General features: G+C 54.9%; 12 protein-coding genes. 2 read left to right on the plus strand and 10 right to left on the minus strand.

From position 1 onward, the window contains the following. Nucleotides 1–302: 302 nt before the first annotated feature. The 3 genes from PCH01S_RS30900 to PCH01S_RS14455 all read right to left on the minus strand — a co-directional run bounded on the left by PCH01S_RS30900 (nt 303) and on the right by PCH01S_RS14455 (nt 3,269). Complete coding sequence (locus tag PCH01S_RS30900; protein WP_164977152.1) at nt 303–476, minus strand: hypothetical protein; 174 nt, start codon at nt 474–476, stop codon at nt 303–305. Between the two features lie 135 nt (nt 477–611). Further along, nucleotides 612–1,055: a D-aminoacyl-tRNA deacylase gene (gene dtd / locus PCH01S_RS14450; protein WP_042230397.1), complete on the minus strand. Its 444-nt coding sequence runs from the start codon at nt 1,053–1,055 to the stop codon at nt 612–614. Between the two features lie 27 nt (nt 1,056–1,082). Continuing rightward, nucleotides 1,083–3,269 carry a RelA/SpoT family protein gene (locus tag PCH01S_RS14455; RefSeq protein WP_042230399.1) on the minus strand — a complete coding sequence of 729 codons (2,187 nt, stop codon included), beginning with the start codon at nt 3,267–3,269 and terminating at the stop codon, nt 1,083–1,085. 236 nt (nt 3,270–3,505) lie between these two features. Between PCH01S_RS14455 and uraA the strand changes: the two genes are divergently transcribed. Next, nucleotides 3,506–4,762: a uracil permease gene (gene uraA / locus PCH01S_RS14460; protein ID WP_042230401.1), complete on the plus strand. Its 1,257-nt coding sequence runs from the start codon at nt 3,506–3,508 to the stop codon at nt 4,760–4,762. Nucleotides 4,763–4,846: 84 nt separating this feature from the next. Here uraA and PCH01S_RS14465 read toward each other — a convergent pair whose 3' ends face one another. From PCH01S_RS14465 to PCH01S_RS31655, 6 genes are all read right to left on the minus strand, one after another. After that, complete coding sequence (locus PCH01S_RS14465) at nt 4,847–5,362, minus strand: adenine phosphoribosyltransferase (protein WP_042230403.1); 516 nt, start codon at nt 5,360–5,362, stop codon at nt 4,847–4,849. A 14-nt stretch (nt 5,363–5,376) separates the two neighbouring features. Continuing rightward, nucleotides 5,377–7,833 carry a single-stranded-DNA-specific exonuclease RecJ gene (gene recJ, locus PCH01S_RS14470; RefSeq protein ID WP_042230404.1) on the minus strand — a complete coding sequence of 819 codons (2,457 nt, stop codon included), beginning with the start codon at nt 7,831–7,833 and terminating at the stop codon, nt 5,377–5,379. A gap of 43 nt (nt 7,834–7,876) precedes the next feature. Beyond that, nucleotides 7,877–8,830 (minus strand): cation diffusion facilitator family transporter, encoded by a 954-nt coding sequence (locus tag PCH01S_RS14475; RefSeq protein ID WP_042230405.1) that lies wholly within the window; start codon nt 8,828–8,830, stop codon nt 7,877–7,879. Nucleotides 8,831–8,921: 91 nt separating this feature from the next. Beyond that, a complete protein-coding gene (secF, locus tag PCH01S_RS29800) occupies nt 8,922–9,842 on the minus strand; it encodes a protein translocase subunit SecF (RefSeq protein ID WP_084706604.1) in 921 nt (306 codons plus the stop codon). After that, entirely contained in the window at nt 9,832–11,064 is a 1,233-nt protein-coding gene (gene secD, locus PCH01S_RS29805; protein ID WP_042230407.1) for a protein translocase subunit SecD, read from the minus strand. Before secD ends, secF begins: the two co-directional genes overlap by 11 nt. Before the next feature lie 112 nt (nt 11,065–11,176). After that, complete coding sequence (locus PCH01S_RS31655; RefSeq protein WP_042230409.1) at nt 11,177–11,878, minus strand: post-transcriptional regulator; 702 nt, start codon at nt 11,876–11,878, stop codon at nt 11,177–11,179. 181 nt (nt 11,879–12,059) lie between these two features. Here PCH01S_RS31655 and spoVB point away from each other — a divergent pair, with 181 nt between their 5' ends. Beyond that, the gene (spoVB, locus tag PCH01S_RS14495) at nt 12,060–13,631 is read left to right on the plus strand and encodes a stage V sporulation protein B (protein WP_042230412.1); all 1,572 of its coding nucleotides are present in this window, start codon (nt 12,060–12,062) and stop codon (nt 13,629–13,631) included. Between the two features lie 65 nt (nt 13,632–13,696). Here spoVB and PCH01S_RS14500 read toward each other — a convergent pair whose 3' ends face one another. After that, nucleotides 13,697–14,386, minus strand: a complete 690-nt coding sequence (locus PCH01S_RS14500) for a DUF421 domain-containing protein (protein ID WP_042230414.1) — start codon at nt 14,384–14,386, stop codon at nt 13,697–13,699. Nucleotides 14,387–14,465 lie beyond the last annotated feature (79 nt).

The following is a 14,465-nucleotide window of genomic DNA, read 5'->3' on the forward strand; positions in this document are numbered from 1 at the left end:
ATTACGCCCGGGACAGCGGAGAGTAGGGGAGTTGAACCCGTTATCCGCCTTGGAAGTTTTGTAGGGTCGTGAACTTATTGGAACGCCCGGAACAGCGGGAAGCTCAAGCACCACTCTTCTTATACGGGAATGAAGCCAATCGGTCTCCGTCAAACGGCAAAAAGCTTCTTTTCCTCCTAAAAATGACCATGACTAGTGTAACATATTTTGCAAGGGGGACAAAGGTTTAAAGCTGGCCCGCTCTTGTGTCTGCCTTCTCTGCGCAAAATGAAAACCGGCCTTCCGCAGGGAGGCCGGTCTCGTTAACGGGGCGGCACTTTGGCCGTCCGTTTGAATCTTCCTTGCGCGGGGGCGATTTCCCCGCTCGCTTCCATCCCGGACTGCTCGGCTCCGGCTCGTATTCTTTCGGAGTAAGCGGAATGAGCGAGCTGGCTCTCGGGCTGGGTCATTTGCTTTTCTTTAAGGGATCGGCGCATGGTGTAGGAAAGCTCCTCTGTCTAATGGCGCGCCGGAGGAAGTACTTCTCCGAAGAGAAGACCCTCCGGCCGGCGGCTTCGACTTTTAGGCTGTCCAAAGAGCTGCCGCATTATGCCAGTCCGGCACCCGCCCGATTAAGCTTTGCTTTCGAGAATAAGCGTGACCGGTCCCCAGTTGGTGAAGGCGACATCCATCATTTGTCCGAACGCCCCCGTTTCCACATGAAGGCCCTGTTCGCGGAGAAGGCCGTTGAACTTATCGTACAAAGCCTCTGCCTGCTCGGGCCGGGCCGCCCCCATAAAATTCGGCCTTCTGCCTTTCCGGCAGTCCCCGTACAGGGTAAACTGCGAAACGGAAAGCACGCTGCCGCCGATATCCTTCACGGAAAAGTTCATCTTTTCCTGTTCATCCTCGAAAATGCGCAAGCCCGCTATCTTGTCCGCCAAATATTTGGCGTCCTCTTCCGTATCTTCATGGCCCACGCCTACCAGAAGCATCAAGCCCCTGTCGATGCGGCCGACGATTTCCCCGTTTACCGTAACCTGCGCTTCCTTGCTGCGCTGTACCACGACTTTCATTAATTCCACTCTCCTTGCCGAAAGTGCTTATTGCATAATCCGCTGAACGGAATATACGTCCTCCACCCGCTTGATCTTCTCCACAACGGCATGCAGGTGCTCGATGTTGCGGATCAGGATGGTCATGTGAATCATGGCCATTTTGTTCTTGTCGGAACGGCCGGAAACCGCGGAAATCATCGTTTTGCTTTCCGAAACGACCTGCAGCACTTCATTCAGCAGACCGCGGCGGTCATGCCCCGTGATTTCGATTTCCACATGGAAATTCGATTCCACGGAATCCGCCCACTCAACCTCGATGACGCGGTTTCCTTCCTCCGTGTTCTCTCCCGGAATGTTCGTACAGTCCGTCCGGTGAACCGACACCCCGCGGCCGCGCGTGATGTAGCCGATAATGTCGTCGCCCGGCACCGGGTTGCAGCATCTCGCGAAGCGGATCAGGAGGTTATCCACTCCTTTCACCCTTACGCCGCTGACCGGTCTGCTTTTCTTCTCGGCGGGAGCCGCCTTGACTTCCTTGACCTCGTTGGTCAATTCCAACGCCTGCGCTTCTTCCGCTTCCTTCTCTTTGCGGAGCTTCTCCGTAAGCTTCGTACAGATCTGAGCTGCGGTGATCCCCCCGAAACCGATAGCCGACATCATGTCCTCGATATCGTTAAAAGCGAACTTCTTCGCCGCTTCCATCAGCTTCTCGTCGGTCATAAGCGCCTGCGGATCGAAAGCCAGCCGTTTCAGCTCGCGTTCGATGGCTTCGCGGCCTTTGGCCACGTTCTCCTCGCGCTTCTCTTTCTTGAACCACTGCTTGATTTTGCTGCGCGCGTGGGAGGACTGAGCGATTTTCACCCAATCCTGACTAGGTCCGTAAGAATGCTTCGACGTCAAAATTTCGACGATATCGCCCGTTTTTAGCTTGTGGTCCAGCGGCACGATCCGGCCGTTGATTTTGGCTCCGATGGTGCGGTTACCAACTTCGGTATGAATACGGTACGCAAAATCAAGCGGGACCGCGCCCGCCGGAAGCTCGATAACCTCCCCTTTGGGAGTAAACACAAAAACAAGATCGGTAAAGAAATCCATCTTCATGGATTCCATAAATTCCGACGCGTTGTCTGTTTCTTTCTGCAGCTCGAGAATTTCACGGAACCACTGCATTTTGTCACTGAACGTTCCTTCGGGGGAGCCGTTGCCTTCTTTGTAGGCCCAGTGGGCCGCGATTCCGTATTCGGCGGTCTGGTGCATGTCCCAAGTCCGGATCTGGACTTCGAGCGGCTCGCCCTTCGGGCCGATGACCGTCGTATGGAGCGACTGGTACATGTTCGGCTTCGGCATGGCGATATAGTCTTTAAAACGCCCCGGCATCGGCTTCCACAGTGTGTGGATAATCCCGAGCGCGGCGTAGCAATCCTTAATATTGTCAACGATGACGCGCAGGGCCATCAGATCGTAGATCTCGTTAAACTGCTTGTTGCGCGAAGACATTTTTTTGTGAATGGAATAAATATGCTTGGGCCTGCCGGAAATATCGCCTTCGATTCCCATTTCGCGGAGCTTGTCCTGAATATTCCGGATGACGTCCTCGATATACTTCTCCCGTTCCGTACGCTTCTTCTGCATAAGATTGACGATCCGGTAATACTGCTGCGGGTTCAGATAACGGAGCGCGATATCTTCCATTTCCCATTTGATGGCGGAAATACCGAGCCTGTGGGCGATCGGACAGAAGATTTCGAGCGTCTCGTCGGCGATCCGCCGCTGACTCTCTTCGGACTGGTACTTGAGGGTCCGCATATTATGCAGCCGGTCGGCCAGTTTAATAAGAATGACGCGGATATCCTGCGCCATCGCCACGAACATTTTGCGGTAGTTCTCGTTCTGCTGCTCTTCTTTGGTTTTAAACTTGATCCGCTCCAGCTTGGTCAAACCGTCTACCAGCATGGCGCAAGTTCTGCCGAATTTATCTTGGACGGCCTCGAGCGAAACCGTAGTGTCTTCCACGACATCGTGAAGCAGAGCCGCAATGATGGACGTCACGTCCATCTGCATGTCGACCAGAATGTCGGCAACGGCCAGAGGATGTAAAATATAAGGCTCTCCGGATTTGCGCACTTGCCCGTGATGGGCTTGTTCCGCGAACTCGTACGCCTCTTTGATTCGGTTGAGTTCTGTCTCTTTAAAGTACTGTGCCGCCTTTTCCAGCAACTGCTCTATTCCCATGAATAAACCCTTTCTACGAAACATGGATATTTCTATTCATTATGCCTAAATTGTGCGCCTTGCGTCAACTGTCAAGCCCGCTCAAAACAAGAAAATTCGGGAAATGACGACCTTTTTCCGCAAAATCTCTGTCCGGTCCGAAAAAAGCTATAGACGAATCCCGAAAATCTGCTAAACTTGTCGATGGAACTCTAGCTATCATCGCTTAAACGCGATAAAGGAGGAAATGTTCGGACATGAGTAACCGTACCATCGGGGTTGATGAACGGCCATCCCTGGGCAAAACAATTCCGCTGAGCCTGCAGCATTTGTTCGCCATGTTTGGCTCCACTGTTCTCGTACCCGCGCTCTTTCAAGTAAATCCGGCCATCGTGCTGCTGATGAACGGGATCGGGACCTTGCTCTACATCTTTCTGTGCAAAGGAAAAATTCCGGCTTATCTGGGCTCCAGCTTCGCCTTTATTTCGCCGGTGCTCGGCGTGCTCGCCACTAAGAGCTACAATTCCGCGCTGGGCGGCTTCATTATCGTCGGGATCGTCTTCGTTCTTGTCGCCCTCCTGGTCAAGCTAGTCGGGACGAAATGGATCGACGTCGTCTTCCCGCCGGCCGCCATGGGCGCCATCGTCGCCGTTATCGGGCTTGAGCTGGCACCGACGGCCGCGGGCATGGCCGGATTTCTTCCGAAAGACGGCGCTCCCCTCGACGGCAAAGCGCTGCTTGTTTCTATCGTTACGTTGCTGATCGCCCTGCTCGGCAACGTCCTATTCCGCGGTTTTATGAAAATCATTCCGATTCTCGTCTCGATCGTAACCGGCTATGTATTGGCCGCCTTCGTCGGAATAGTGGACTTCGCGAAGGTTTCGGAAGCGAGCTGGTTCGCTCTGCCGCAGGTATACACGCCACAGTTCGACATGGCTTCCATCGTGCTCATCCTGCCTGCGGCCCTTGTCGTGATCGCCGAGCATATCGGCCATCTCGTCGTAACCGGCAATATCGTCGGCAAGGACTTGTCCAAGGATCCCGGACTGGACCGTTCGCTGCTCGGCAACGGGATCTCTACTATCCTGTCCGGTTTCGTCGGTTCTACACCGAATACGACCTATGGCGAAAACATCGGCGTACTTGCCCTGACCCGTGTATACTCCACCTGGGTCATCGGCGGCGCGGCCTGCTTTGCCATCGTGCTCTCCTTCTCCGGGAAGCTTGCCGCACTGATCATGACCATCCCAACTCCGGTGATGGGCGGCGTTTCGCTCCTGCTCTTCGGAGTTATCGGCGCATCCGGTATCCGGATGCTGGTCGAAAGCAAAGTCGATTATTCCAAAGCGACTAATCTGATTTTGACTTCCATCGTGCTTATTATCGGCCTCAGCGGCGCGGCCCTCAAAATCGATTCCTTCGAGCTGAAAGGCATGGCGCTGGCGACCGTATCGGCTATCGTGCTCAGCCTTTTCTTCAAACTGGTCGAGGTGTTGAAGCTTTCGAACGACTAGTGCATCTGCGTTAAAGAAGCAGTCCTTTATAAAAAGCCTGTTCTCCGCAAAGGAGAACAGGCTTTTTTTGTATCGCAATTAACCTTAATACTGGATCAAAGTGAAGACATCTTTGCCCGCAGGCAGCTGCTCGCGGCCGTTCAAATAAGTCAGCTCAATCAGGAATGCCGAACCCACGACTTCTCCGCCCAGTTGTTCGATCAGATTGACGCAAGTTTTGATGGTACCGCCGGTTGCAAGCAAATCGTCGGCAATCAGTACGCGCTGGCCCGGTTTGATCGCATTGTCATGCACCGCCAGTTTGTCTTTGCCGTACTCCAGGGAGTAGTCCGCTTCAATGGTTTTGCCCGGCAGCTTGCCGCTCTTGCGGATCGGCACGAAACCTACTCCAAGCGCATAGGCAAGGGGAGCGCCCACGACGAACCCGCGTGCTTCCGGACCTGCGATCAGGTCGATTTCTTTGTCTTTGACGAAACGGGCGATCTCGTCGATCGCTTCTTTGTATGCAGCCCCATTTTGCAGCAGGGTCGTGATGTCTTTAAAACGAATGCCCGGCTGCGGGAAATCTTCGATGACGCGGATATACTCTTTGAAATTCATGGGGATTCCTCCATTTATGTGGGTTGCGCGGACGACAATTGCTGCGGTGAACGACAGCCTGCAATCCAGTCGCTTAATTCTTTGGCGGACGTATACACGCAGACGCGGTCGACTTCCGCGCGCGACAGACGTTCCTGATACTTTCTCGAGGTCGTCAGGTCACGCTTGGACGGAGCGGCTACCGGGCGGACGACGCCTCCGGCTTTCTCGATAAAGCCCAGCTCCTCGAATACGTCGAGGACGAAAGAGATCATCGACGCCGATAAGCCTGACCGGCGGCTGAACGATTGCAGCAGGGCGGGATTGCGCAAATCCCACATGCCCTGCTGCCTGACGGACGCGTAGACCGCTTTGAACTGGTCACGCGTAGGCATCGCGCCGCCGTCCTGCGGCGCGGGATCGGCGAAGACGGCATAGCACCGGCGTATGCCGTCCGCCTGGGCGAGCGCCCGCTCCAGCTGCGTGAGCGAGCGTGGAGCCGTGCAGAGGACAATGTCGGTCATCTCCGGGAACTTCAGTTCCCGGGCCGCTTCATTGTCCGCTGCCAGGCTCCCGTCAGGCATGCACCGCCACACGGGGCCTGCCTGACGCCCGCCGGGCGCCCGGTCCTCTTCGCCGAAGAGGACAAGGGCCGGCGGCCGAGCGGAGCCGCGCCCCGGAAGGGCGGCGAGCCGCTCGCCGAGCGCGGCCAGCTCTTCGACGACGCGCGCGGCGGGTTTGCCTCTCCAGTCGAAGACCTGGAGAGCCGGGATGCGCAAGTCCTGCAGCATGAGCTGCGGCTTGCGCACGCCGTTCCACTCATTGACGGAGAGCTCTCCGACAATGTCAACGGGCGCCTGCGGCGTCATCAGGCTGCCGAGCCAGCCTTTGCCGAAGCCCACGGCCTCGACTCCGGCGGCGATCTCGGCGGCGGCATCCGTGAGAACCAGCTTCAGGTGCTGGCGCTCACGACCCATCAGCCTGATTTCATCGAGGCGGAGGCCGCTGAACAAAATCTTCGGCGCCGGATTGCCTACTCCGAACGGAGCCAGCTTCTCCAGCTCCTCGATGCATTCGAGGGGCACCTCGCTGAGGCTGCATTCCGCATCGACGGCAAGCAGCGGGACAAAATCTTCCGCGCTGAGCCATTCGCCGGCGAGCACATTCAGCCTCCGTTCAAACTCGGCGATGTTCTCCCTGCGAAGCGACATGCCGGCAGCGGCCTGATGCCCGCCGTAATGATCCAATAGATCGGCGCAGTGCGTCAGCGCCAGATACATATCGAAGCCCGCGATGGATCGGGCCGAGCCTTTGGCCATCCCCGTGTCGGGATCTATGCTGAGCACGATGGTCGGACGGTAATAAGTGTCGACCAGACGCGAAGCAACGATACCGACGACGCCGACATTCCATGTTTCGCCGGATACGACGAGAAAGTTTTTGGGCGTTTCTCCCCGCTTCAAAGCCCCGTCCTGTTCTTCTTGCACGGCAGCCTTAGCCAGTCCCGTCAGCTCGTCTACAATGAACTGGCGTTCTTTGTTCAGCAGATCGAGCTCTTCCGCGACCGACACCGCTTCGGCTTCGTCTTCTGTCACCAGAAGTTTGAGTGCAGTGGAGGCGTGTTCCAGCCTTCCGCTGGCATTGATCCGGGGCGCGAGGCTGAATCCGATGTGCGTGGCATTCACTGCGCTCCTGTCGACACCCGAGACGTCCATCAAGGCACGCAGTCCGGGATAAGCCGACTTTCTCATTCTTTCCAGTCCAAGCTTAACGATAAGCCGGTTCTCGTCGTGCAGAGGCATTAAATCCGCTACCGTACCGATGGCGGCAATCTCCAGCAGTTCTTCTGGCAGACGGCCCAGCAGTCCCTGAGCCAGCTTCAAAGCGACCCCAACACCTGCAAGCCCCTTAAACGGATAGGGGCAGGTTTCTTGCTTGGGATTGATCAGGGCAAGCGGCTGAGGCAGCGTACCGGGCGGTTCATGATGATCCGTCACGATGACGTCCATGCCAAGCTCCTGAATATAAGCGACTTCCTCTACCGCACTTACACCGGTATCGACCGTGATAATCAGAGATACTCCTTGCTCTTTAGCGAGATCAACGGCCCCTTTATTCAAACCGTAGCCTTCTTTGACCCGATGCGGAATGTAGGTGTCGAAATTGGCGCCCAAACCTCGGAGCAGATGGGCCATAAGCGCCGTCGAGCTGACCCCGTCCGCATCGTAGTCGCCGTAGACACGAATTTTTTCTCCGCCGCTTAGGGCGGATCGGATCCGGCTGACCGCCGGTTCCATGCCTTCCATCAGGAAAGGATCGTGAAAATGACCGCTTCCTCCGCTGAGAAACTGTTCGGCTTCGGGAACGCTGCTAACTCCGCGCAGCACAAGCAGCCTGGCGAGCAGCGGATCGATCCCGAGAGCATCGCAAAGCTGCCCGGCAACGGCCTCGTCTCCAGCGCCCAACCGCCATCTTGCTTTGGATTCCAGCACGTTGTTCCTCCTAAACTTGCATATTCATTTCTTAGCTCATTCGTTAATGAAGCATCTGCGCGCTGTCATTTGCAGCGGCATCAATACTGTGTTTGTAAGGATAACCCGAATCGTAAGGGAATACGTGAATCGTGACATCGGAAAGGTGTATAAATTTTTTCATGAGCTGGTACTTGACCGATCTTGCAATTTCGTTGCCTTCCAGAACGGAAATGCGCGGATTCACGCTGATCCTGAGCTCCACAATGACATAATGCCCGTGTTCCCGGGCTCGGAGATCTTCTACGGAAATGACGCCCTTTACGCCTTGTACGGCGTCGATCATATCCCGCGCATCTTCCTGATGCAGGGCACGGTCCATCGTTTTCTGCAGCGCGTCGGTAATAACCCCGTAACTGTTTTTAACGATAAGAAGGGTGACGGCGACGGCCGCTGCCGGGTCCAAGTAGTACATAAACCCCCAGCCCATTTTTTCACCGATCAGAGCGCCTCCTACCCCGGCCAGCGCCATAATCGAGGAATACACGCCGGAACGGTGTTCCCAGGTGCCGGTCACGAGATCGCGTGAGCCGAGCTTTTTCCCGACCCAGTAATTGTACCGGAACATGACTTCTTTGCAAACAAGAGAAGCGATAACGGCAATAAGCGCATAGCTCTCGGGTGCTTTACGTACGCCGGAAACCATATCCTTCACCGCATTCATACTGATTTCCACGGAAATGATCGTCATAATGACCGCAATTAGAATCGCGGCAATGGATTCCGCTTTGTCACGACCGTAGGAGCGGCCATGGTCGACGGGAGTTCCCGGCGCTTTCAGACTCCGCAGCGAAGCGAATGAACCCGCTGTATCCGAAGCGGAATGCACGGCGTCCGCCAAGAGGCTCCGGCTTCCCGCCATCACGCCGACCACACCTTTAAGAACCGTAAGACCGATGTTGCCACCTATTCCAATCCACGCGGCGACTTCGGCTTTCTGAAATCGTTCGTCTGACATGTCGACTCTCCTAATGAATAGTTTGCTGGGTGACGCTTCTATCTCATGTCAAGGAAAAGCCGCGGGAACAAGGATTCACGCGGCAGTGAGCTTATTCTTTTGCGGCTGCGGCTGGAGCGGCTTTGCGCTTGTTGCCGAGCGAGTTTCTTTTGAGCAGGTACCACAGCGGGCTCGCGATACAGATGGAAGAGTATGCGCCGCTTGTCAGACCGATGATTTTCGCCAGGGCGAATAATTTAATAGATTCGCTGCCGAAAATAAAGAGGCAGACAGCCGCGATCAATACGGTAAGAACCGTGTTGATGTTCCGGGCCATCGTTTGCCATGTGCTGTCATGAACAAGCTTCTCCAGATCTTCCGGAGTTTTCGTCTTGGCGAAACGAAGGTTTTCACGAATCCGGTCGAAGATAACGATCTTGTCGTTGATCGAGTAACCGACGGTAGTCAGTACAGCGGCTACGAACGGCAAATCGACCTCGAAACGGAAGATGGCAAACATCGCGACGACGATAAACGCATCGTGAAGAATGGAAATAATGGCGGCTAACGCGAATCTCCATTCAAACCGGATGCTTACATAAATGCTGATCGCCACACTTGCGATGAGAATACCGATGATCGCTTTAATGGCGAGTTCCTTGGCGATGTCGGGCGATACGGTGTTCACTTCCATGGACACCTTATCTTTATAAGGGGCTTCGAAAGCCGCCTTGATTTTATCGACCTGTTCTTTGCCCAGAATTTCATCGAAACGGGTGGAGACGCGGTCGCCGTTGGCTCCGCCGATCGTGACTGTCTGATCAAAGCCCGCGCCTTTGTAAATCTCCTGCGCTTTCTCTTTGGTAATCGCTTGTCCTACCGAAACGTCGATGGAAGTACCCGCTTTAAAGTCGACGCCGTAGTTCATTTGGAACAGCAAGAGCGTTACGATACCGGCCAGTATGAGTATACCGGAGATTGCGAAGAAAACATTCCGGTGTTTGACAAAGTTGAATTTGTTACTATAGTTCACGGATGTCCGCCTCCTTCACGCCAAAATAACCGGGCTTTTTAAACACATTGCCCTTAATGAGCAGGTGAATGAGGAATCTCGAGAAGAACACGTTCGTCAAGATACTCACGACAATACTGAGCATCGTGGTCAAAGCAAAGCCTTTGATAGCCCCGTTGCCGATATAGTAGAGTACAAGGCTGGAAATAATGTTCGTAATGTTCGCATCCATAATCGTGCGGAACGAAGCTTTGGAACCCGCTTTAAGCGAAGACGGAATGCTCTTGCCGCTGCGGATTTCTTCTTTGATCCGTTCGTACGTAATAATGTTGGCGTCGACCGCCATCCCGATCCCGAGCACGAGTGCCGCAATCCCCGGAAGGGTCAGTGTCGCGTTGATCCAGTCAAACAGCACGAGAAGCAGCCAAGTATACGTGATAAGCGTAAAGGCCGCAATAATGCCGGGCAGACGGTAAAGGAGAATCATAAAGACCAGAATGATAACGGATGCGATAATCCCCGCACGGATCGTTTGTTCCAGAGACATTTGTCCAAGGGAAGCGCCGACTACCTGCGTGTATTTCTCCGTCAATTTCAGAGGGAGGGCGCCGAGGTTGATCGTGTCGGCAAGCTTTTGCGCTTCCTCGAACTTGAAACTGCCTGTAATCGTAGCTACGTCACTGTCGATCGGAGTGTTAACCATCGGGGACGACAGCTTTTCCTCATCGAGAAAAATCGACAGGGGCTTTCCTACCATTTTTGTAGTAACATCTTTAAATTTGCTGCGGTCTTTCAGCTTGATTTGTACCACCGGCTGGTTCGTTTGATCGTAACCGACCGAGGCTCCGCCTTCGACGAAATCGGTACCGATCAGCATGTTGTTGCCATCCGGATCGCGGAACGTAAGGGAAGACGGTTTGCCGATTTTCTGGCGCACTTCGTCTTCGTTCTGAACGCCCGCCAGACGCACGCGGATACGGTTTTCGCCTTCGGCGAGAACTTCCGGCTCTGCTACGCCGAGCTTATCCGCGCGCTGCGCGATGCTTTCCGCCGCTTTTTTCAAAGTTGCGGGGGTTACTTTCTGACCGGCCGTAAACGGCTCAGCCACGTAGAGGATCTCAAACCCTCCTTTTAAATCCAAACCGAGCTTGATCTTGCCAAGAAGCCCGGGACTCGTCGTTGCGATCACGGCCAGCGTGACAATGACGGTTATGAAAAACGCCGAGATCCGTTTTACATTCATTCCTTGATAATCTCCCTTCCCAACTCAATATTCCTATTATACCCACACGCGAAAAACGAGTCAATTTGACGTTTTTTACCACCCCAAACAAAAAAAGGCCCCGAAAAGCCGATCAGGACCTTCGATACATGCTTAACGTCAAATAATTCATAAACTGATTAGGTTTAAGCGACAAAATATCGTTGACAACCTGGTGAAGAGGCGGCAATCCTTTCTTCTTGTACCTGTCGTTAATGCACTCCCAGATTTCTTCTCCCGTGACATGTTCGTAACCGATCATCTGGAACTCCTCCGCTTTGCTCAGGCATAAGCCTTCGATCATCTCGTTGAGTTCCCGGTCGTTCAGGCGCTCGGGCTCTGATTCCTCCTCCATAATACCTTGGGCAGCCCCGGTATTAAATTCCTCTTCGACCGCCATGTCGAATGCCGGCTCCGCTTCCACTTCAAACGAATCGGCAGGATCGATCACGACCGCTTGCACGGGTTCGGCAGCAGCAGCCGTTTCATCCATGGAGCTGATCTCCACAACCGTTGACGTTTCTGGCGTCTCGCCTGTTTCGGCTTCACGGCCGGATTCTTGCAGCGTTCCGCCGCTTTCCGGCCATCCGTTCAGGACATCCGCATCTTTCTTTTCTTCTGTCTCTTCGGGTTCCAGCATCGTTTCCAGGGACTCCGCTTCGGCCAGCGCTTCCGCTTCAAGAAGTCCTTCCGGCAATAGCCGGGATTCCGTTTGTTCTTTAGTGTCTTCCGGGGCTTCGTCTTGCTCCGCTGCCGCGGCTGATGCCGTCTCCAATTTGTCCGTTTCCGAATTCATTTATTTCCCCCCTTAGCTGCTGTAACGGCAACGTACACGTTCTGCTTCATACCTGCTATATTCGCTTACAAAAACAGGTTTTCCTGCATTGCCGGTCCCGTATCCCCAAAAAGTTTGGCATGAGCTTGGCCATTGCCCGCATATCCTCTAGTAGAACCCGTTACGGAAGAGGGAGTGAACGTTGACCAAGCAGTCTTTTCTAAAAGGGACGATGATTTTACTGGCCGCAGGCATCGTAAACCGGATCCTCGGTTTCATCCCGCGGATCACGCTTCCCCGGGTAATCGGCGCCGAAGGCGTCGGCCTCTACCAGATGGGCTGGCCGTTCCTGATCGTTATTCTTACGATTGTAACGGGAGGCATTCCCCTCGCCGTATCCAAACTCGTGGCCGAGGCGGAAGCCGAGCGCAACTACCGCCGTTCGGCGCGCATTCTTAAGCTCGCCCTTACGCTTTCCGTGAGCATATCGGGGATATTTACCGCAGTCTGCATACTGGGGGCGCGCTGGATAACCTCCCATCTGCTGACGGACGAGCGCGTCTATTTTACTTTTCTCAGCATGAGCCCGATTATACCGATTATCGCCGTATCCTCGGTTCTCCGGGGCTATTTTCAGGGAAAGCAGGACATGATCCCCACGGCAACTTCCCAGACCATTGAGACGCTGGTGCGCATCGTCATGGTTCTTCTCTGCTCCTTCGCCCTGCTCCCCTATGGGATTTCATGGGCGGCCGCCGGCGCCATGATCGGCGTCACCATCGGTGAAATCGCGGGTATGCTCGTACTTCTCATCCATTACAAGCTGCAGCGCAAGAAAAACATGCCCGTGAACAAGGCGCAGATCGGCACAAGCGCCGCGCACGGCCGGATGACCCAACTGCGCCGTCTGCTGACGCTTTCCCTGCCGATTACGGCCAGCCGCCTCGTGGGGGCGGGCTCCTACCTGCTCGAATCCATTCTCATCGCGCACAGTCTTGCGGCCGCCGGTATCGCAACCGCACTCGCGACCGCTCAGTACGGCGCCCTGCAAGGGATGATCATTCCGATCATCCTGCTGCCGAGCGCCTTGACCTCCTCGCTTTCGGTTTCGCTCGTTCCGTCGCTCAGCGAGGCCGCGGCGCGCAAAGATCTGAAGACCATTCACAAGCGCATGCATCAGTCGCTTCGCCTGGCGCTTGTTACGGGCGCTCCCTTCGCCGTCATCATGTATGTGCTGGCCGATCCTCTTTGTCTGCTCATGTACGGGCAGAAGGATATCGCAGTCATGCTTAAAATGCTGGCGCCGGTCGCAATTTTCATCTACCTGCAGGCTCCTCTCCAGGCCGCGCTGCAGGCGTTGGACAAACCCGGCAGCGCGCTCATCAACACGCTGATCGGCTCCCTCGTCAAGCTTCTGCTGATTGTATGGCTCGCGAGCAAGCCGGAATTCGGCATACTCGGCGCCGTTATGGCCAGCTGCGTGAACGTTGTGCTGGTCACCTTCCTCCACGGGCTGAGCGTGCTGCGGCATCTGAAGTTTACCCTGCGCGGCAGCGATGTGGCCAAGGTGTCGGCCGCCATGGGCATCGCCTCCTTATGCTGCTACGCCGTTTACCGGTCCATCGGCAGCATGCCCGCCGGTATCAGTTTCCTCCTCGCCTCGGCTGCCGCCTTAACGGCTTATCTGGCGGCCGTAACGGCACTCAAAATCGTTAACAGGTCGGACTTGTCCCGCTTGCTGACACTCGGGCGGAAAATCATCCGCAAACCTTGATCCGTCCGCCGAATACAGAAAAGCCGGTACGCACAGATTTTTGTGCAGTCCGGCTTTTTCATCGTTTAAACCCGGTCCTTCTTATCCACGTACAAATACCCCCGGTGATCGACGGAACAGAAGAAAACTTCCTTGAAATCAGATATCCCCTTCTTCTTAAGCTCGCTCTTGAGCCAGAAGCGGGTCTGGCCCACTTTTTGCAGATTATCTTCCTGGACTTTGCCGTCCATGACCAAGGCTACAGGCAGTCCCGCATAACGGATGCGCCCGCTCTCGATCGGCCCCATTTCGGGCTTGCGGCTGGGATGATATTTTTCCACCACACTCAGCTTGCCGGACGGCTCCAGAATGGCGAATTCGACATCGGCCACGTTCATAACCTTATGCTGCCGGAGCTGCATCATCAGATCATCGAGGTTGTAGCGCTGTTTGCGCATTTCTTCGCGGTTCAGCTTCCCGTGTTCGATCAGGACGCTTGGACGGCCTTCGAATAACGTGCGGAAACGCTGGCTTTTGAGCGTAATGAACGCCATCAGCAGTTGAATGAGCACGAGCGTAATCATCGGCACCATTCCGTTAGCCATGGGCATGCGTATGTCTTCCAGTACAAATACGGCGATTTCGGCAATCATAATCGATATCACCAGATCGAAAACCGAAAGCTTGCCGATTTCGCGTTTCCCCATAATACGGAGCATGACGAAAACGACAAAATAGATCATAACGGTGCGCAAAAAAATCGTCAGCAGTTCCATGGTATCCTCCTGGACGTTCTGTTCTCGGAGTTTACCTGGTAGTCTGACCGCCCCCCTTTCCCTTCATGCGGCCCGGAAG

Origin of the sequence: Paenibacillus chitinolyticus NBRC 15660 (assembly GCF_000739915.1) — a bacterium.
In the GTDB taxonomy this organism is placed as follows: Bacteria; Bacillota; Bacilli; order Paenibacillales; family NBRC-103111; genus Paenibacillus_F; species Paenibacillus_F chitinolyticus.